The 21,014-nt window shown below is 41.2% G+C and carries 16 protein-coding genes; 10 read left to right on the forward strand and 6 right to left on the reverse strand.

Annotated features, from left to right (window positions below):
- The first annotated feature begins 229 nt into the window (after nucleotides 1-229).
- Nucleotides 230-4,210, forward strand: coding sequence for a trifunctional transcriptional regulator/proline dehydrogenase/L-glutamate gamma-semialdehyde dehydrogenase (gene putA / locus M992_RS11505; RefSeq protein ID WP_053908733.1), 3,981 nt, complete (start codon nucleotides 230-232; stop codon nucleotides 4,208-4,210).
- Nucleotides 4,211-4,667: 457 nt separating this feature from the next.
- On the opposite strand, the gene fliZ is transcribed toward putA, so the two are convergent.
- The 4 genes from fliZ to M992_RS11525 form a co-directional block, all read right to left on the reverse strand.
- Entirely contained in the window at nucleotides 4,668-5,180 is a 513-nt protein-coding gene (gene fliZ / locus M992_RS11510) for a flagella biosynthesis regulatory protein FliZ (RefSeq protein WP_053908734.1), read from the reverse strand.
- A 47-nt stretch (nucleotides 5,181-5,227) separates the two neighbouring features.
- The gene (locus M992_RS11515; RefSeq protein WP_053908735.1) at nucleotides 5,228-5,950 is read right to left on the reverse strand and encodes an RNA polymerase sigma factor FliA; all 723 of its coding nucleotides are present in this window, start codon (nucleotides 5,948-5,950) and stop codon (nucleotides 5,228-5,230) included.
- Nucleotides 5,951-6,154: 204 nt separating this feature from the next.
- Nucleotides 6,155-7,723 carry a flagellin N-terminal helical domain-containing protein gene (locus M992_RS11520; protein ID WP_053908736.1) on the reverse strand — a complete coding sequence of 523 codons (1,569 nt, stop codon included), beginning with the start codon at nucleotides 7,721-7,723 and terminating at the stop codon, nucleotides 6,155-6,157.
- A 223-nt stretch (nucleotides 7,724-7,946) separates the two neighbouring features.
- Nucleotides 7,947-9,539 carry a flagellin N-terminal helical domain-containing protein gene (locus M992_RS11525; protein ID WP_053908737.1) on the reverse strand — a complete coding sequence of 531 codons (1,593 nt, stop codon included), beginning with the start codon at nucleotides 9,537-9,539 and terminating at the stop codon, nucleotides 7,947-7,949.
- Nucleotides 9,540-9,911: 372 nt separating this feature from the next.
- On the opposite strand from M992_RS11525, the gene fliD reads away from it, so the two are divergent.
- The 3 genes from fliD to M992_RS11540 are packed head-to-tail and all read left to right on the forward strand — an operon-like array spanning nucleotide 9,912 to nucleotide 12,194.
- Nucleotides 9,912-11,492, forward strand: coding sequence for a flagellar filament capping protein FliD (gene fliD / locus M992_RS11530; RefSeq protein WP_053908738.1), 1,581 nt, complete (start codon nucleotides 9,912-9,914; stop codon nucleotides 11,490-11,492).
- Entirely contained in the window at nucleotides 11,485-11,874 is a 390-nt protein-coding gene (locus M992_RS11535; protein ID WP_053908739.1) for a flagellar export chaperone FliS, read from the forward strand. Before fliD ends, M992_RS11535 begins: the two co-directional genes overlap by 8 nt.
- Complete coding sequence (locus M992_RS11540) at nucleotides 11,871-12,194, forward strand: hypothetical protein (RefSeq protein ID WP_053908740.1); 324 nt, start codon at nucleotides 11,871-11,873, stop codon at nucleotides 12,192-12,194. Before M992_RS11535 ends, M992_RS11540 begins: the two co-directional genes overlap by 4 nt.
- Nucleotides 12,195-12,725: 531 nt before the next feature.
- Here the strand turns inward: M992_RS11540 and M992_RS11545 are convergent.
- Entirely contained in the window at nucleotides 12,726-13,472 is a 747-nt protein-coding gene (locus tag M992_RS11545) for a YidX family protein (protein ID WP_053908741.1), read from the reverse strand.
- 248 nt (nucleotides 13,473-13,720) lie between these two features.
- Entirely contained in the window at nucleotides 13,721-14,038 is a 318-nt protein-coding gene (gene fliE / locus M992_RS11550; protein WP_053908742.1) for a flagellar hook-basal body complex protein FliE, read from the reverse strand.
- Between the two features lie 249 nt (nucleotides 14,039-14,287).
- On the opposite strand from fliE, the gene fliF reads away from it, so the two are divergent.
- From fliF to M992_RS11580, 6 genes are read left to right on the forward strand one after another with little or no spacing between them, the layout of a single operon-like run.
- Nucleotides 14,288-15,967, forward strand: a complete 1,680-nt coding sequence (fliF, locus tag M992_RS11555; RefSeq protein ID WP_053908791.1) for a flagellar basal-body MS-ring/collar protein FliF — start codon at nucleotides 14,288-14,290, stop codon at nucleotides 15,965-15,967.
- Entirely contained in the window at nucleotides 15,967-16,959 is a 993-nt protein-coding gene (gene fliG, locus M992_RS11560; RefSeq protein WP_053908743.1) for a flagellar motor switch protein FliG, read from the forward strand. The genes fliF and fliG overlap by 1 nt, the downstream gene beginning before the upstream one ends.
- A complete protein-coding gene (locus M992_RS11565) occupies nucleotides 16,952-17,656 on the forward strand; it encodes a flagellar assembly protein FliH (RefSeq protein ID WP_053908744.1) in 705 nt (234 codons plus the stop codon). The genes fliG and M992_RS11565 overlap by 8 nt, the downstream gene beginning before the upstream one ends.
- Nucleotides 17,656-19,023 carry a flagellar protein export ATPase FliI gene (gene fliI / locus M992_RS11570; RefSeq protein ID WP_047256591.1) on the forward strand — a complete coding sequence of 456 codons (1,368 nt, stop codon included), beginning with the start codon at nucleotides 17,656-17,658 and terminating at the stop codon, nucleotides 19,021-19,023. The genes M992_RS11565 and fliI overlap by 1 nt, the downstream gene beginning before the upstream one ends.
- Nucleotides 19,024-19,070: 47 nt before the next feature.
- On the forward strand, nucleotides 19,071-19,511 hold the full coding sequence (gene fliJ / locus M992_RS11575) for a flagellar export protein FliJ (protein ID WP_053908745.1): 441 nt from the start codon (nucleotides 19,071-19,073) through the stop codon (nucleotides 19,509-19,511).
- Between the two features lie 2 nt (nucleotides 19,512-19,513).
- The gene (locus M992_RS11580) at nucleotides 19,514-20,926 is read left to right on the forward strand and encodes a flagellar hook-length control protein FliK (protein ID WP_053908746.1); all 1,413 of its coding nucleotides are present in this window, start codon (nucleotides 19,514-19,516) and stop codon (nucleotides 20,924-20,926) included.
- Nucleotides 20,927-21,014: the final 88 nt, after the last annotated feature.

Here is a 21,014-nt window from a genome sequence, read left to right on the forward strand (position 1 = left end):
TTACATCAATTGATTAACTTACAAAATCAACACACCGCCGAATAAAACAAATAAAATCAAATATATAATAGAGAAATTTATTATATATATATTTTATTGATAGAAAAAATACGACTTAATTCACATTTCTTTGCTAACTATCATTAACAAAGTTGCACAATGTTGCAACATGATCGATATTGATACCTAACTAAGTAAATTCGTCGACATAATGTTGAAAGGAGCGGGGATGAGCAGTACAACCATGGGTGTCAGACTTGATGAAGCAACTCGAGAGCGAATTAAAACCGCTGCTCGGCGTATTGACCGAACTCCACACTGGTTAATTAAGCAGGCAATATTTAACTATCTGGAATTCCTTGATAATGAACAGATCATCCCTGAACTTTCTGCCCAAAAAGATAGCAGAGAAGACAGTTCTGATGAAGAAAATTCTGTTCCTGAAACCACATTCCAACCGTTTTTAAGCTTTGCTGAGCATATTTTACCCCAGTCGGTTAAACGTTCTGCAATTACCTCAGCTTATCGCCCCCCAGAAACACAAGCAGTGCCAATGTTATTACAGCAAGCTCAGCTCCCTGCCCCGCAAGCGGATGCGGCGCATAAGCTGGCCTATTCAATTGCCGAAAAATTGCGCAATCAAAAAAATGGTATAGGTCGTTCGGGATTAGTTCAGGGGCTATTACAGGAGTTTCCGCTCTCCTCTCAAGAAGGCGTCGCGCTAATGTGTTTAGCCGAAGCATTATTGCGTATTCCAGATAAAGCCACCCGCGATGCGTTGATCCGCGACAAAATTAGTCGAGGAAATTGGCAATCGCATTTAGGGCAAAGTGCATCGATGTTTGTTAATGCAGCAACTTGGGGACTGCTATTTACAGGAAAATTAGTTTCTACCCATAATGAAGCCAAATTATCCTCATCACTTAATCGTATTCTCAGCAAAAGTGGCGAGCCACTAGTGCGTAAAGGGGTCGATATGGCGATGCGATTAATGGGTGAACAATTTGTGACGGGCGAAACCATCGCACAAGCGCTAGCCAATGCCCGTAAATTAGAAGAAAAAGGCTTTCGTTATTCCTATGATATGCTGGGTGAAGCGGCATTAACCGAAGAAGATGCCCAAGCCTATTTAGTCTCGTACCAACAAGCTATTCATGCTATTGGCAAAGCCTCAAATGGCCGAGGAATTTACGAAGGACCAGGGATCTCAATCAAGTTATCCGCTCTGCATCCGCGCTATAGCCGAGCGCAATATGACCGAGTAATGCGTGAACTGTACCCTCGTCTATTAGCGCTGACATTACAAGCTCGCCAGTATGATATCGGGATCAATATTGATGCCGAAGAAGCCGATCGCTTAGAGATCTCCCTCGATCTATTAGAAAAACTGTGTTTTGAGCCGCAACTCGATGGCTGGAATGGTATTGGATTTGTGATTCAAGCCTATCAAAAACGCTGTCCATTAGTCATTGATTACCTGATTGATTTAGCACAACGCAGTCGCCGACGCTTGATGATCCGCTTAGTTAAAGGGGCCTATTGGGATAGCGAGATCAAACGCGCTCAAGTTGACGGCTTGGAAGGTTACCCGGTATATACCCGCAAAGTGTATACAGACGTGTCTTATCTAGCCTGTGCTCGTAAGCTATTGGCTGCGCCAAATCTGATTTATCCTCAATTTGCCACGCATAACGCCCATACGTTATCGGCTATCTATCAACTGGCAGGCCAGAATTATTATCCTGGTCAATATGAATTCCAATGCCTACATGGCATGGGCGAGCCATTATATGAGCAAGTTGTAGGTAAAGTCGCCGACGGTAAATTAAATCGCCCATGCCGTATTTATGCACCGGTAGGCACCCATGAAACACTGTTAGCTTACTTGGTGCGTCGTTTATTGGAAAACGGCGCTAACACCTCATTTGTTAATCGTATTGCTGATAACACCCTACCGTTAGAGGAATTAGTCGCCGATCCAGTTAGCGATGTACTAGCATTAGCTGAAACCGAAGGCCACATTGGAATACCCCACCCCAAAATTCCACTGCCGCGTGATCTGTACGGTACACGCCGAGTCAATTCATTAGGATTAGATTTATCCAATGAGCACCGGCTCGCCTCCCTATCGAGCGCGTTACTGACCGCCTCGATGAGTCCCAAACTAGCCGAGCCGTTATTGGGCGGAAATTGGCACTCAGAGACACCACTCGCGGCAGCTAAACCCGTTATTAATCCAGCACAGCAGCAAGATATTGTTGGCCACGTGCGCGAAGCTAGTGAGGCCGAAGTTGAACATGCCTTAACCGTGGCGCATCAAGCCAGTGAGATTTGGTTCGCGACGCCGCCTTCAGAGCGTGCCGCCTCGCTGTTACGTGCCGCACAATTAATGGAGCAACAGCTCCAACCCTTATTAGAGATTTTAGTGCGTGAAGCAGGAAAAACTTATCAAAATGCAATTTCAGAAGTTAGAGAAGCGGTTGATTTCTTAAATTATTATGCCGTGCAAGTGCGTGATGATTTTGATAACAACACCCACCGACCATTAGGGCCGGTAGTCTGCATTAGTCCGTGGAACTTTCCCCTCGCGATTTTCTCAGGCCAAATTGCAGCCGCATTAGCCGCTGGCAATACTGTGTTGGCTAAACCCGCTGAGCAAACGCCATTAGTGGCGGCCATGGCGGTCTCATTGTTGCATCAAGCCGGCATCCCGCGTGATGTATTGCAATTATTACCCGGCGATGGTGAAACTGTCGGCGCGACCTTAGTTGGCGATCCTCGGGTGCGCGGCGTGATGTTTACTGGCTCGACCCAAGTCGCTGGCTTGCTACAACGTAATATTGCCGGTCGTTTAGATATACATGGCCGTCCAACGCCATTAATTGCCGAAACGGGTGGGCTAAACGCCATGATAGTCGATTCCTCCGCATTAACCGAGCAAGTGGTGACCGATGTGGTGGCTTCCGCCTTTGACAGCGCGGGCCAACGCTGCTCTGCCCTGCGCATTCTGTGTGTGCAAGAAGATATCGCTGAACACACATTAAGAATGTTAAGAGGCGCTATGGAAGAGTGCCGCATGGCCGATCCACAACATTTATCCACCGATATAGGCCCAGTGATCGACGCACAAGCCAAACAAGTTATCGAGCAGCATATTCAACAAATGCGCAATAAAGGCAAAGTAATTTTCCAAGCAGCATTAGACAATAGTGCTGATCAAGCCGAGCAACAGGATGGAACTTTTGTTAAACCGACACTTATCGAACTGGATTCTTTCGACGAGCTAAAACAAGAAATTTTTGGCCCTGTATTGCATGTTGTACGTTATAAAAGTGAAAATCTCGACTCACTCATCAAGCAAATTAATGCCGCGGGCTATGGATTAACCCTAGGCGTGCATACTCGAATTGATGAAACTATTGCTAAGATTGTCGCGCAAGCCAAAGTGGGTAATTTATACGTTAATCGCAATATGGTCGGAGCCGTAGTGGGCGTGCAACCTTTTGGTGGCGAAGGATTATCCGGTACCGGTCCTAAAGCGGGTGGTCCATTATATTTATATCGCTTATTGGCAGAGCGTCCCGCAAACGCACTGCTCAAAACACTAGAACGTCAAGATAATGAATTGCCAATGGATGCCACTTTGCGTTCGACGTTGTTAGCACCGTTCAATGCTTTTAGCCAATGGCTAAATGAGCAAGCAAATAATGAATTAGCTGCTGTGACAGAAACTTTTAATCATTTGTCACAAAGCGGTACTTGTCGGGTATTACCGGGACCTACTGGTGAGCGAAACACCTACTCGTTATTGCCCCGAGGCCAGGTCTTGTGCCTAGCGGATAATCGCCACGATATCTTAATTCAACTTGCCGCTGTATTAGCCGCCGGCTGTCAAAGCCTGTGGCCATCATCCGATATTCATCAACAAATAGCGCGTGAGTTGCCTGAGCAAGTGCGTCAAACTATTCAGTTCACTAAACAATGGCAGGATGATCCACTGGCTATTGAAGCGGTGATCCATCACGGAGACAGTGATCAGCTCAGAACCGTATGTCAGACGATTGCCCAGCGTAAAGGGCCGATTATTTCGGTGCAAGGGTTTGAACGTGGGGAAACTAACCTATTATTAGAGCGCTTAGTGCATGAACGTTCGCTAAGCGTTAACACCGCTGCGGCCGGGGGTAATGCCAGCTTAATGACTATTGGCTAAGTGGCTAAGTGGCTAAGTGGCTAACGTGCTAAGTAATCATAGATTGACCATGGATAGATAAGCCAATAAAAAATTGCTTGATATCTATCAATTAATATCTACAAAGTTGATATCCACAGAATTAATAATCTTGGATATCAACGAATTAATCTAATGATAAGCTCAATATTGATATTTATCGGTATCATGGATAGCAAGGAGCGCTATACAGTATGGCCAGATACGATACAAAATAAATGCAAAATAAATTACTGAGCAGATAAAAAAAGCGTCGATAACATTTATCGACGCTTTTTTATTAATCACTCTGATGCTGTTTAGCCGCAGTGATTGACAGCGTGTACAGTTTACGACTAATAGTAGTATTAATAACAACGCATTATTACTAACTTATCGAGATTAACCTGCTGCCTTGACCTCTAAATATTCATCGGTATAGATAACACATCCAATGAAATTAATTAGAGCTCGTATGCCAATTTAAATATTGCTCATATTTACGCAGCGCAATATTGTAGTTACTGAAAGCTGACTCAGTTAATTTATCACTGAGTTGCTGCTGGATAACATCGGCAGTGAATTCTTTCATCGAGAAATTAGTTGAAGAAAGTAATTCATCTAAGCGGCGTAGGCGAACAACATATTCACGAACGGTGCTATGGCTCATTTCAGTCTGCTCAAACAAATACTGTTTAAATGACATAATGTCAAAATAATCAGTATTGCTGTTACAGAAAATTTCGCTGCAAAAACGACATAATGCAGTAAATTTTCCCTGTAGCTCATTCCATTGTTGTTCATCGACTAACTCGGTCATCTCGGCGATAGCATCTTTGTTTAGAATTTTATCGTCAAAAACTAACGAGATACGGTCGAGTGTTTTATGGCAATGTGCACAATAAGTTTGGCTGTGTTTAAAATCTTTGATGTAACGGCTAAGCGGCCGCTTCTTTACATTAGAAACAGACATGATATTAAAGCCCTGTGTGTGAGTCTTAAAATTAAGAAAAAATAATATTACTGCTCTGTATTTAGGCGTGCTCGCAATCTTTTTACTGCCTGACTGTGTAGCTGACTTACGCGAGATTCCCCAACATTAAGTACTGCGCCAATTTCTTTAAGGTTTAGTTCCTCCTGATAATACAGGGTTAGAACCATTTTTTCCCTTTCCGGAAGGCATTCTATCGCGTCTATCACTCTTTGGCGAATTTCTGCGACCACTAGAGTTTGAAGTGGATTTTGCTCGTCGTCAACCTCTATTACAGGTTCACAGCTCTCACCGTAGTTTTCATGCCACTCTTCATAGGAAAAAAGCTGACTACTATTAGTGTCGGTTAAGATTTGTCGATAATCGGCTAAGTCGAGCTGTAAATGCTGTGCAACCTCTTGTTCTGTTGCATTTCTTCCGAGTTGTTGCTCCAGTAATTGCATCCCCTTAGAGACTTCACGAGCCTGACGCCGAACGCTTCTTGGTGCCCAATCTCGCGCACGTAGTTCATCCAGCATCGAGCCTTTAATACGTTGTACCGCATAAGTTGAAAAAGATGCGCCTTGCTGTGCATCAAAGCGATCTACCGCATTTAATAAGCCAATACTACCTGCCTGAATTAAATCATCCAGTTCAACACTGGCGGGTAACCGGACTTGTAATTTCAGTGCTTCATGTCTAACTAACGGTAAATAACGTTGCCATAGCAAATTTTTATCCATTTTCCCATCCTGGGTATAAACATCATTCACAAACACGCACCTGTATTTTCAGAAAAGTAAGACCATTATCTGAAATACAGCCCAGAGCAATGGGCTGATAAGCGTGTGAAATGTCTATTTATTCCGACTAAGAGAAAGGATATTGCTACTTGTAACTTTTAAGTCATCGCTGATATTCGTCTCTATTAGGAAGCGATATTGTAAGCTATCAAGCGCGCGCTTGGCCAAAACAGCCTAGCGCATGGCCTGTAGCGCAATCTCAGTCAAACTATTCGCCATTTGCATCGCTTGGGCGATCGCCTGCTGTTGAATTTTATACCGACTAGCGCTGGAATATGTTTCTAGAATATCCGCTTTCACAATACGAGTATGCGCATCCGCGGTATTGGCAATATTAGTACTTAAACTTTCAATGTTCTGATGCAGTCCCGTAATCGTTGCCCCTACCGAGCTACTCACTTCATTGATGTGGTCGTACGCCTGTTTTAAACGAACTAACCAGCTATCCGCCGAATTCTTTGGTGCGTATTCAGTTAATTTATCCGCGTGCTCCCCAATAACTCGCAACTGAACATCCCGCTGACTTCCCGGCAAAATCATCACTGAGTTAACCTCAACATCATACAATTTTATCTCTGCCGTATGTGGGTCTTTAACCACCATTAATAACGTATTAGCCTCAACCTGTCCCTCGGCATTGACCAAACGACGAAACGAAGCACCTGCCGGTAATGTTAGATGAGGAAATATTCGACTAGGCAGTAATTTAATGTGGCTATCAGCAATCGGTAAAGTATCTACATAGCGCTGTATTTCAGGCTTTACTAGCCTGTCTAAATCATCGACCGAATTAATAGCTCCAGCTTGATGATACTGAGCGTTAAACGTCGCTCCATCAATAATCCCCGTGCTGGTAATGGCAACCTGTATCGCCCCTACATTATCGACGCTAGTTGCCAAATCCAACATAATATAAGCGTTACCTAAACTGTGTTTAATGGCTATTTTATCGGTTACTACCGGCCCTGAATGTTGCTCTAATGAAATAAGTTCCCCAGACATAGCTGGCAATGCATTAGCAATCAAAATATCAAATCCGGTACTACTATCATATGTTCCTCTAGGGCCTGGCCAGCCCGCTGAAATATCAATATCGTGAAGCGGTGTAGCATTACCTGATAGCAAAGGATCCACCGATGTTCTATGGTTTCCGGCAATCTCCACACCGTGAAGAACTTGTTGGTCATAATAACGGTCAGCCTCAGAAAATAGCGCAAACTCGATATCCTCTAATTTCAAACTCTGAGTCGTCATAGACTGAACCTCTAGTGTCAGCGTGTCATTGGCCGAGTCACCAATTTGTACGCTAAACTCACGCGCTTGCTGCATCAGATTAATACCATTAAAGTGGCTCTGCTGCGCTTCACTATTGATCCCGCGCAGCAAGGTTTTTACTTCTTGATTAATATTGGTAATATCGCCGATATTATTAAATGAACTCTGCGCTTGAATAGCTAATTCTTGTAATCGAGCTACCCGGGTAGTTAAGCCTTTTAACGATCCCCCCAATACCTGAAATGCCGAAATAGCATCATTGGCATTACGTATTGCTCGCTGCATACCGCGAACTTTATTATGCATATTGCTGCCAATGGTATAACCGGCGGCATCGTCTCCAGCATGATTAATTCGATTCCCTGTAGTTAATTGAGTCAACGCCTTATTCAAGGCCTGATTATTATTTTGCATCTCTCGCACAGTTTGGTTGACTGCCGGGTTAAACCCCAATGTAATCGTGCCCATAGTGTTCCTTATTATGTGTTTTTATCTGTCGCTAACATCATCACATAAGGAGAAAATTGCTGGTTGTAATCGCTGCGTATGGTTTTGTTATTTTTTAAGGGAATTATCAGAGGGATTGAATCTGGCGGGAAAACGCATAAAAATAGACATAAAAAAGGCCGGAAAATCCGACCTTAAAATAACCTAAAAAACAAGAATAATAATTTAGGAATAAGAGTAACGATTAACGCATAGCTTGCAGAGCGATTTCTGTCAGGCTGTTAGCCATTTGCATTGCTTGGGCGATAGCTTGTTGCTGAACTTTACGGCTTGAAGCTTCTGAATAAGTTTCGATGATATCAGCTTTAATGATACGTGCATGAGCATCTGCGGTATTAGAAATATTAGTGCTCAGGCTTTCGATGGTATTATTTAAGCCAGTAATTGTTGCACCCACAGTGCTGCTAACTTCGTTGATTTTATCGTAAGCTTCTTTCAGTTTACCTAACAGCGTATCTTTAGAAACAGTCGTTGCATCATATTCTTTCATAACTTCAGTATGCGGACCAACAACATCTAACGTCATCTTTCTTTTACTACCATTCATTACTTCAATTTTATTGATTTTAACTTCAAACAATTCAACATCGCCCGAAGATTGAGTAGTCACAGATAATAAGAATTTACCTTCTTCAACGGCTCCACTATTATCCAGAACTTGTTTCAATTCAGTGATTTTACCAGATGCTGTACCTAAAGCCGTTGGAACACTTGTAGTTCCTGGAGCGATAGTAATATTTGTATCGTCAATAACTCGAGCAGCAGCGGACTCCTGCACTTTCGGTTTAACTACACTATCAATGCCCGTCGTCGCAGAAATTGGTGTTGATAATGTATATAATGCATTAAAATCATTTTGATCTAATGCATCAGTACCATTTAAGCTAACCGCTACTGAAGCTTTACCCGCAGCATCCATTGATGTAACTAAATTTAAAATAGCGTATTTATCTTTGGTATCATTTTGAATAGCGATTTTATCAGCCACTGCGTTACCATGTTGATCCACTAAAGCGAACATCCCTTTAGCACCATTTGCCATTGATGCCGTCGAGATAGCCGTAAAATCATCATCCGCTGCGATAGTTAAATTATCACTAGCATTAAAGTCTGTGATATCTACCGCTGTTGTGCCTAGTTTAATATCACCCGCGACAATGGCCGTCACTGTAGTATCAGTCCCTTTAGCAACGGTAACACCTGTTGCTGGAGCTTTTTGCAGATAACGGGTTTCGCTAGAGAATACTGAGAAATCAATCTTATCCATACCCAACGATTTAACCGTCATCGATTCTACGTTTAATTTAATTTGATCTGACGCAGAGTCACCGACCTGAACGGAGAATTCACGCTCTTTTTCCATTAGGTTAACACCATTGAAGTTCGCCTGTTTTGCATCGCTGTCGATACCAGCAATCAGTGACGAAACTTCTTTTTGGATGTTAGCGATATCGCCAGCACCGTTGAATGAGCTATTAGCCTGAGTCGCTAGTTCTTGTAAACGAGCCACACGGTCGGTCAGACCTTTCAATGAACCGCCCAACACTTGGAATGCAGAGATTGCATCGTTGGCATTACGTACAGCACGTTTCATGCCCGTAATTTTAACTTCCATGTTTTTACCGATGGTATAACCCGCAGCATCATCACCTGCCGTATTAATACGGTTACCGGTGGTCAGGCTGGTCAGCGCTTTATTTAATGAACTGTTGTTCGCTTGCATTTCACGCGCTGCCTGATTGGCCGATGGATTAAAACCCATGTAGATAGATGACATGTTATTTCCTTTTAAGTAATTTTTATTAGGCATCAAGCCTTATTATTACGGGAGTTTCCCGTTGCCAAATTACTATCGTCATCTAGCCAGTGACTCTTTAATAATTATTTTATTATTTATTCAATATTATTATGCTAGCACAAATTTTACGGTTAAATCTGGACAATTAAATATAGGCTATATTCCATGGCTATTAATAATTGATAAGCAATTACCTATATAGTGCTAACATGACACAGGTTTGTACTAACATGGCATTGGTATATTACTAACATGACGTGGGTATCTGACTAACATACTACGAACGCTAAATTTTTTGTGGGCTTGGCCGATAGAGATAAATATCATTGTTATTATCTAAAGGAATATCCTATGCCTACGATTAATCCTGCCCAAGCCAACACTAATAGTGCGCTACAAAAAACACCCCCTACGATTTATGACGCTAAAACTAAAAGCCAAGAAGTCCAAAATATATTGCACCAAAAAGAACAAAATGTCATTACTGAAGCTCAAGAAAAACTATCTAGCGATGCTTCTGCATCACTGAATAATAATAGCGATTTAAATATTGATTCATTTTTAAGCCATGCAAATAAAAATAAACAATTAGAAATCGATAAAATTCAGCAAACAATTAATAAAAATACGCTTCAATTAGAAAGCTACCATAAATTTGATACTTTAATGCGAGATTTTCAAAAATCCTCTGAAGCACTGGTCTTCTCTAATAACCGCATTGAAATGAAAGCCTCAGTGGATAAAGACACTCAGGATTTTAAAATTACTCCCAGTGCGCAATCTCCCAGTTCGGATTTTAATTTAACTGTAAAGCAATTAGCGATGCCTCATCAGTTAAAAAGCCAAGCATTACCCGCAATAAATAGCTCTTTAGGTGACACTAATACCAAAGAGCGCACCGTTAATATCCTCTTTAAAAACGGGGAAATATTAGAGCTCAAATTAACTCATAAACAAACATCGCCACAAGAAATCGCTAAGGCGATTAATGCAACCAAAAAAGGCCTGACCGCGCTGGCTATTCCGAGTGATACCAATAAAAGTTATTTATCAATTAGCTCAACGGATACCGGCAGCCAAGCGGCGATTAGCAAAATTACCGTCAACCATGACTCTCAATTAGCCTTATATTTGGATTATGATGCCACTGCTTCTTCCACCACCACGCCAACCGGCATGCAACAATCGCAAGCCGCGCAAGATTCGAAAATCATGATTGATGGCGTAGAAGTCACTCGAACTAGTAACACTCTGACCGATGTCATTAAAAATACTGAAATTTCGTTGCTCCAATCCTCGAATGAATCTGTCGGCATTATTATTGAACAAGACAACCAAAGCTTTGTTAAAAATGTGACTCAGTGGATTACGGGTTATAACGAGTTACGTCAATTTCATGATCAAGCAACGCATAATGATATTGATGCCGATAAACGTGGACCGCTAAGTTATAACAACCCCGCGTCTAATTTGATGACCGCCATAACGCATATTATGCGTAGCCAATTTGGTGAGGGTAAAATATCCCATCTTACTGATCTTAAAATACGGACTAATAATGATAATATTTTTGATATAAAAGAGGAAGATGCGGCAAGTTTCCAGAAAATAGTCACTGAAAACATGGAAGATTTTAAACAATTATTCATCGGTAATGACCAACATCATGGATTAGCCGGTGAAATAAAATCATTTATTGATCACGAATTGCAACAACGCGGCCAAAATAAAAATAGTGCTTTAGAGCAAGTCCAATTTAGATTACAAAAAGATAATCTTAGCTTAAAAAATAAAATCACCAAAGTGGAAGAAACTACCGTTCAAAAAATTGAACAATTAAAAACACAGTTTGCCCAAATGCAAGCCGCGGTCAATCGATTTAAAGATGCTGAAAGTAGTCTTAAATTAATGACAAGGCAACGAAATGACTAATTTATCGGCACAAAAGTTATATCAATCGGTCGATAATGAAAGCCAGATTTTACACTCATCGCCGCAGCAAATTATTCATATTTTGCTAAAAACAGTGATCTCACGGATTAAGCAAGCCAAGTTATTTATTCAAAAACAAGAAATTGTTAAAAAGGGTGAATCGTTCAATAAAGCCATCGATTTACTGCAAACGATTATTTATGCTGATATCGATTTTGCTGCCTTACAACGCGAAGATGCGGCATATACGTCGTTATACCATACAGTAATCAAACAATTAATGTATGCCCATCTACATAACGACGTTTCTATTCTTGAATCCGTGATCGACGAGATGAGTACACATTTGATACTGCGCCAAAGTCAAGAAGAGATACAATGAGGTTAGTAACTGAATACAATGCGGTGGCATCAATTAATGGGCTAGGTCAGTCATTATTGAACTATGCTGCACAGGCACAATGGGAGCGGCTATATGCACAGCAACCGATTTATTTATCGGCAATTGAGCAACTCAGCAAACAATGTGCAACCATAAAATTAACCGCGCAGCAGCAGAGCGAACTGGATGATTTATTAGCCCAAACTCAAACTATTAATCATCAGTTATTGTTACTTAGCCAATCTCATCTCGCACAACTAGCTCGTGGATTATGCCACCAGCGACAGTATTTAAAATTAGAAGCCGCCTACGGGAATTAAAAAAATGGCCTGAGATTACTATCAGGCCATTTTCTATTTTGCAGATTACGTGTTGGTGCTAAATATGTATATTCATCATATGACGGTAAAGATCGACTATATAAAAAAATACCGAGTAAGATCGAGAATTAACTCAAGCACTGGCTTGCCGTTGAATAATACTATTTGCCGGCAACCAAATACTGGTTTCAATAAAAACGCCATCACATTAATTAATTAGAATGGCAAGCTATTAGCCGCAAATTTATCGATAAAATAGTATTGTTGCTCTATATTTTATTTGCTCTATATTTTATTTGCTCTATATCTTATTTGCTCATATAGACCTCAAGAAAGGTTTATACAATGAAAGGATTTTCAATCAAGGAGAATACTAGAATTTTACGTGGAATAGAAACGGCTTAGGGCGTTAGCTATCCCCCAAGGACAAGCTATCAATTCAGCCATTCACCGGAATCAAAACACATCAATAAATCGTAAGCAATAAAAAAGGCCGATAAACGACTTATTCAATGCTTTCCACTTTTTTTGCTACTTATTGGCATAGTTTGCATACAGTAGAAGCAATATTGGCGTTGCAATAATATCACCAGCAAGAGTAAATGGAGTACTTATGATATTGCCAGCTAAATTACCCGCATTCAATGAGTTATATCTCTCTGTAGTATAAAACTCAACCTTATAGGGTTGGTTTAACTTGCCATTTAGTTTTGATGGAAGAGTAATTCCGTCTCGCTCAAATAAATAACCACTTATTCGGATAGTTTTAACCCAAGACCTATCTTTATCATAACGCGTTTCACTAAAACCAAAATTTTTGAGACTTCTTTCTTGCTCTGGGGTTAGCGTATATTTTTTATCTATATAAACAAAGTATTCATCATTAAATCTTACCAGCCCTTTACTACGTACATCCGGCTTAAGTTCGACTCTAATCACACCATCTGGATTATCGAACGCAGACAATGGAATTACTTTTACTAGCTCGTTAAGTTCCATTAGCTCGGCGGAACCCTTAGTTAATATATAAATATATTTATCGCCTAAGAAACCATAGCCTGAGGTCGGTATCTCAATATCTTTTAATTTTTCATGAGTCAGCTTATTCTTAATGCTGATATCTTTATATTCAAAAACTGAGACAATATTATCTTTTAAATCGACGTGTTCTCTTGTTTTAGTCTCATTCACAGCATTTGATTGCCAAACTATTGCCGTTACACACCCAGTAGAACTTAAAATCGATACACTCAAAAAGCACGCTAGTAATTTATTCATTCCATTTTCTTAAAATAGTTTAGCTTAAGTTCTAAGAATGCTAGGACAATACTTCATTTAGCGCAATAAAAACTTACTTATATGAATTAGTCTGATATGAGTCAAATAATCGCAGAAGAATGATAGGAAAAAACATCAAAAGTGTCTCCTATCACGCGAGGCTAAATTATAATTTTAAACCCAAACGCCCCACTTATCTCCCATGCAATTAAGAAAATAGCTTATTAAATATTAATATGTTAATCGTTCTAAATCTGCATATTCATCACTTCTTGATAAGCCGAAACCAGTTTATTTCTCACTTGTACCGCAAATTGCAACGATATTGTGGCTTTTTGTGAATCTACCATCACGTCGCTTAATTCCACATTGGGCACTTCTTGGGTAAATAAACGCGCTTTTTGCGTCGCATTATTTTGTAATTTATCGACATTCTTAATCGCATTAACTAATTGGGCTGAGAAACCTTCATTATTTGCCCCCGTTACTGGTGCAGACAACATGCTAATGGGCTCAAGTTTATTAATGGATAATCCACCAATACTGTCGATTGCACTTATTGCCATGAGTTATTTTCCTGTTTGATCGTGAATTAGTTGCAGCATAAGCAAGATGGCATAAAAGCTACCACAGACAATCAGAATCAAAGCGGATAATTACACTAAAAATTAAAAGCTTATCTACCGATAAGTAATTTTTTGCGGCGCCATAATACTGCAACATGACACGAAAATATTCGATAGCCAAACAGAGGAGTCTATTTTGTCACGCCACATTATTTGTATTTATTTACACCGCAAGGGCAAAAATTGACTATGAGCGCAATTAATACATCTGTGAGTCCGACGGCTAAATTTGCCGCTATCATGCAGAAAATAAAATCCGACCATAAAATACCGTTAATCATTAGCAGTGCGATGGCGATAACAATTTTTCTCAGTTTATTTTTATGGCTGCAAGGGACGGAATACCGTCCACTGTTTACCCATTTAACTGATCAGGATGGGGGAGAAGTTGTTACTCAATTGAATCAAATGAATGTCCCTTATAAGTTTTCGGAACATGGGGCAGCAATCTTAGTTCCTTCAGACCAAGTGCACGAAATACGCCTAAAACTAGCACAATTAGGGCTACCTAAAGGCGGTAATATAGGTTTTGAATTGCTTGACCAAGAAAAGTTTGGTTTGAGCCAATTCAGCGAGCAAATTAATTATCAGCGCGCCTTAGAAGGTGAATTATCCCGAACTATTGAATCTCTCGGTGTGGTCAATAAAGCGCGAGTGCATTTAGCATTTCCGAAACCAACGTTATTTGTCAGAGAGCAAAAACAACCAACCGCATCGGTTACTTTAAGCGTGCAAGATGGGCGTGTGCTTGATGAAGGACAAATCAACGGAATTGTTCATCTCATCTCTGGCAGTGTATCCGGATTACCGGCGACAAATGTAACTATTGTTGATCAAGCGGGTCGTTTATTAAGCCATCCCCAAGGGATCGGACAAGATTTAGATACCAGCCAATTAAAATATGTTCAAACCATTGAAAATCGATATCAACAACGGATTGAATCGATTCTGTCGCCGCTGGTGGGTAAAGGCAATGTGCATGCTCAAGTTACCGCACAAATGAATTTTGCCAAAACGGAAGAAACCTCTGAGCAATATTCGCCTAATCAGCAAACAGAAAATGCCACCATTCGTTCACGACAAATTAGTAGTAGCCAGCAACAGCATGATTTTCTTGCAAATGGTGTCCCGGGGGCGTTATCCAATCAACCTGTCGCCACCCCTGCGCCTGAGTCTAATGCTAAAAATGCGCCTTCGGCAAAAAATAGCGCGGAAACCACGCAAAAAATCAATGGTAATCAACGCCTTGATGAAACAACAAACTTTGAAGTTGATCGCCATGTACGCCACACCCAGCACCAAGTCGGCCAACTGCAACGCTTATCGGTCGCGGTAATTGTCAATTATCAAGAAAATATAGCCAAAGGGGCGAAGGATATTAATTTACCTATCCCTACGGATAAACTGCAACAAATTGAATTATTAGCCAAAGATGCCGTCGGTTTCTCGCTTGAGCGTGGCGACAGTCTCAATATTGTTAATGCGCCTTTTGAACAAATAATCGGCGAAGATTTAATTGATGATATTCCGCTATGGAAAGATCCTATTTTCCTATCATTCATTATTGATATAGGTCGCTATCTACTGTTTGGACTAGTTGCGCTTGGGTTATGGCGAGGAATGATTAAACCACAGATTATTAAACAAAAAGCCGCCCGTATTGCCGCGAGAACTGAAGCTGAACATCAAGATAAATTACGTATCGAGCAGCTTGAACGCCAAAAAATTGAACAAGAGGAAGCCTCTCGTCGTACACAAGCTAAATACCGCGTGACCGCAGAAATGCAGGGCGTGAGATTAAAAGAGATGGCACAGCAAGACCCTCGCGCTATCGCTATGATTATTCGTGACTGGATGGGGAAAGAATAATGCCAGCAAATGGAATGGAAAAATGCGCAGTGATTTTAATGTCACTGGGTGAAGAGCATGCGGCAGAAATATTTAAGCATTTGAATAACAAAGAAGTGCAAAGATTAAGTATCGCTATGAGTCAATTGCGCCATATATCAACGCAAGAGCTTTCCGATATTCTGATCGAGTTCGAAGATAATACCATGCTCTATACCTCACTTTCTCAGGATAATGACGGTTATCTGCGTAACGTATTGATTAAAGCCCTAGGCGAAGAACGTGCCGATAATCTGCTTGAAGAGATTTTTGACAGCCAAGAGACCACAACAGGTATTGATACACTGAATTTTGTTGAACCTCAATTAGCTTCTGAGCTGATCCGCGATGAACATCCACAAATTATCGCCACCATATTAGTTCATCTACGTCGAGAGCAAGCTGCTGATATTCTGGCTTTATTTGATGATAATTTACGCAATGACATCATGTTACGTATTGCCACCTTTGGTGGTGTTCAACCGCTGGCATTGGCAGAACTGACCGAAGTACTAAATAATCTGCTCGAAGGCCAAAATGTTAAGCGCAGCAAAATGGGCGGTGTACGTACTGCAGCAGAAATTATCAATCTGATGAAAAGTCATCAAGAAGAAAATGTTATTGATGCAGTTAAAACCTATGACGATGAATTGGCACAAAAAATTATCGATGAAATGTTCCTCTTTGAAAATCTGTTGGGTATCGATAGCCGTTCAATTCAGCGTCTACTCGAAGAAATCGAGAATGAATCACTCGTCATCGCACTGAAAGGCTGTAAACCTGAATTACGTGATCACTTCCTGAATAATATGTCTCAACGTGCGGCCGAAATTTTACGTGATGACCTAGAATCTCGTGGTCCATTGCGCTTATCACAAGTGGAATCAGAACAAAAAGCGATTCTCATGACTGTTCGCCGCCTGGCCGATAGCGGAGATATCATGATCAGTAATGGTGACGATAGCTATGTCTAATCAACGCCAAATTAACTGGCATCGCTGGCAATTAGACGATTTAAACGCGGGGAAGCTATGGGCTTCCCCCCCAGCGACGGCAGAAACAGCCACTGACGATAGCAACCTAGAAACGCCAGAAATTGATCCTACTTTTTTATTGGAACAACTTAAACAGGCAGCGCGAGAAAGCGGAACCCAAGCTGGGTTTGCTGTGGGTAAAGATCAAGGATATCAAGAAGGTTATCAACAAGGGCTAGAAATAGGTCGTCAGCAAGCACGAGATGAGCAGCGCGTTTGCCAGCAGCAAATCACCGAACAATGGCAAACCAGCTGTGAAAACTTCACACTGGCCCTGCAATCTCTGGATAAACGTATCGCTATCGAACTAACTTATACCGTTTTAGATACGGTAAAACAGCTTATCGGTAATGATAATAGTGAATTACATCCACATATTATGCGCCAAATAACCCCAATTCTCAGCGCACAGAAACGCCGGATTGAGCACGCTAAATTAGTGGTACATCCTAACCTTATCGCACAGATCCAGTGTCATCTTGGTGAACAATTAGCGACTTTGGGCTGGCGTATTGAAGCCTGTGAGACCATGCACCCACAGGGCTTCAAAGTCATAACTTCAGAAGGTGAAATTGATGCCAGCCTAGAAACTCGCTGGCAGCAACTGTGCCAACTGAGTATGCCCGAGGACGCGTAATGAATCTTCACTCACAGCGTTGGAAGCAACCTTTTGCTACGTTGCCCGAGCAAATCAATCAATTGCCCGCTTACCGAGTTTATGGTCAGCTAACACGTGTCACTGGCTTAATATTAGAAGCCACAGGATTACAATTGCCGTTAGGTGCAGTATGTCGTGTTGAACCTAACCAGCCTCAGGATAGAGATATTGACTGCGAAGTGGTCGGTTTTGATGGCGCTAAACTGCTATTAATGCCGTACCATAAAATGGTCGGTGTTATGCCGGGGGCGCGAATTTATTGCCATCATCAGTACTCGCAATCACCTTCTTCGGCTCGAGTATTTCCCTTAGGAGAACAATTGCTGGGACGGGTGATTGATGCCCAAGGCCAGCCACTAGACGGTAAAGCGCCCCTAAATCAGCAACATGCAGCTGCGCTACATACACCGCCACTCAATCCATTATTACGCCGTCCCGTCACTCAAACGTTGGATGTTGGCGTACGGGCGATTAATGGCTTATTGACCGTCGGGCGTGGGCAACGTATGGGATTATTTGCCGGTTCTGGCGTCGGAAAAAGCCGCTTATTAGGCATGATGGCGCGTTATACCGAAGCCGATATTATTGTGGTGGGATTGATTGGTGAACGTGGACGCGAAGTAAAAGAGTTTATTGACAATATTTTAGGCGACGACGGATTAAAACGTGCGGTTGTAGTCGCTGCACCTGCGGATGTTTCACCATTATTGCGCTTGCAAGGAGCTGAATATGCGACCCGTATTGCCGAAGACTTTCGCGATAAAGGATTTAACGTACTGTTAATTATGGATTCCTTAACGCGCTATGCAATGGCACAACGTGAAATAGGATTAGCGATTGGCGAACCTCCTGCCACCAAAGGCTATCCCCCTTCGGCCTTTGCTCGCCTTCCCGCTTTGGTTGAACGCGCAGGTAATGGAATTGATGGCGGCGGCAGTATTACCGCCTTCTATACGGTATTAACCGAAGGTGATGATCAGCAAGATCCCATTGCCGATGCTGCGCGAGCCATTCTTGATGGCCATATCGTGTTATCTCGCCATTTAGCCGATTCCGGTCATTATCCCGCCATTGATATTGAGATTTCGATTAGCCGAGTAATGACTGAGCTGGTAGATAACGATTATTTTAGCCACGTACGGCGGTTTAAACAGCTTATTTCACTGTATCAACAAAATATGGATTTAATAAATGTAGGCGCTTATGTCGCTGGCAGTCACGTATTAATTGATACTGCAATCCGCTTATACCCTCATATGATGGAGTATTTACAACAACAATTAACCGAACATTGTGATGATACGATGGCAAAACAACAATTATGCGAATTATTAAATTTCACATAACAGCCAACTGCTTTTATTACTCATAAAATACAGCAGGAGCGATAGCAATGAAACCTCGTTCGGCTTTTCTCAATTTAAAACAGATTAGCGCTCGAAAAAGCGAACAATTAGCGTTGCAATTAAAACATCAGAATCAACAAGTTCAGCACTTACAACAACAATTGCAGCAACTGACTGATTATCATGCAGAATATCAACAGCAACTGGGGCAACAATTACTCCTCGGGTTGACATCTGCGACGATAAAAAATTATCACGTATTTTTATCGGTGTTAGAGCACTCAATAGCCCATCAACAACAGCAACTGGTAATCAGTGAACAACAGCGCAATAAAGCACAACAGCGCTGGCGGGACAGTAAACAAAGAGAGCAAGGATTCGCGACATTAGTTCAGCGACAGCAAATGATAGAACAGGCTAAGCATCAGCAACGCGATCAAAAATTAATGGATGAATTCGCACAACGTACAACTTATAGGTTAAGCTAAATATGGAAATTCAATTATCACCTACTACGCCGACAGCAAAATATTCTTCAGCCTCCATAGATGCTGAAAATATAGACACTGAAAACAGAGATACTGAAAATAAGGCCCCTAATTTTAGTCAGTATTTGTCCTCAGCTCAGCCTGCAAAGACTAATAAATTATCTAAACAATCTGTAGCAGACGATGAAATATCAGATCTCGCTAATACAAATACGTTTGCATTAGCTGAGACTAAGGCAGAGATTAACCATCAACCGATTAATCCGTTGTCTGCGCCGGATATTGCTGCATTTAATCTGACTCTCAATCAGCAGGATTTCAAATTATCAACACAAGAAAATACCAATGAGCCTAATGATCTTGACGCTAAAATACTTGATTCAAACATATTCAGCTCTCTAAATAATCGGACAATCAATAATCCAAAAACCACAATAGCCTATGGTAATCATGAGATTAAAGGGCTAGCGAGTGATGAAAATAATCTCGATAGCGTGCCGTTAGTCGAGGAGCAGAGCCTTAATAATGCCTTCAGTATAGACAAAATATTTAACCGAACGCATGGATTGAATACGCCCCCATCCGTTGCCACTAATAACTTAACCAGCCAGACTAAGCGGGAAAATATCACCAAAAAAAGCACAATGCTATCGGCTCGTAATGCACAACAAACAGAATTGATCGCCGCTAAAGCCCTGCAATTTGCAACCATTCAATACGCACTAACCCACAATAAACACGTCGGTGATAGCCAGAAATTAAATGCCGAGGCTTGGGCCGAAAGCTTACCGGCCACAGCTAATAACGGAGGAAAATTATCTGTGGCGGACAGTTTTTCAACTCTGGCCTATGGGGGAAATTACACATCATCTTCCACCGCTTTAGCCAGCGCACCTTTAACTGCACATTATCAAACTGAAGAGTGGCAAACACAATTTCAACAACAGATTTTACGCTTTAATAAAAGCCAACTGAATCACGCTGAACTTATATTACACCCGGCAGATTTAGGGAGTATTCAGGTTAAAATAAAAATAGAGGCTAATCAGGCAAAATTTGAATTTATTGCTATGCACGATTCGGTAGGTGCAGTAATCAAACAGGCGCTACCTGAATTAAAACATGCCCTCTCCCAACAAGGGATTGAATTAACTCAATCTGATATTATTTTAGATAATCAATCGATGAATAATAAACCTTCTCTAAATTCAGAAAATCCGTCGTTAGCTCAATATACTGCGAATACCCATGAGCCATCAGAAAATTCGTCTTCAGAAAATCCATCAAATAAACAAAAACAAAAGGTTAGCTTGAATAATTCGAATATCTCAACAGCCTTATTAACCAATATAATTAGCGATAAATTAAACAATAATAATTTAACGTCTAAAAACAATATCAGTATATTTATTTAGTGCCGATATCGTAAAGGACAATAAACACTCAATGACGATAAATAACCGTATTTTTCAGTCTTTATTTCCGGTTCATTAGCTAAGAATT

It is taken from the genome of Moellerella wisconsensis ATCC 35017 (assembly GCF_001294465.1).
Taxonomy (GTDB): domain Bacteria; phylum Pseudomonadota; class Gammaproteobacteria; order Enterobacterales; family Enterobacteriaceae; genus Moellerella; species Moellerella wisconsensis.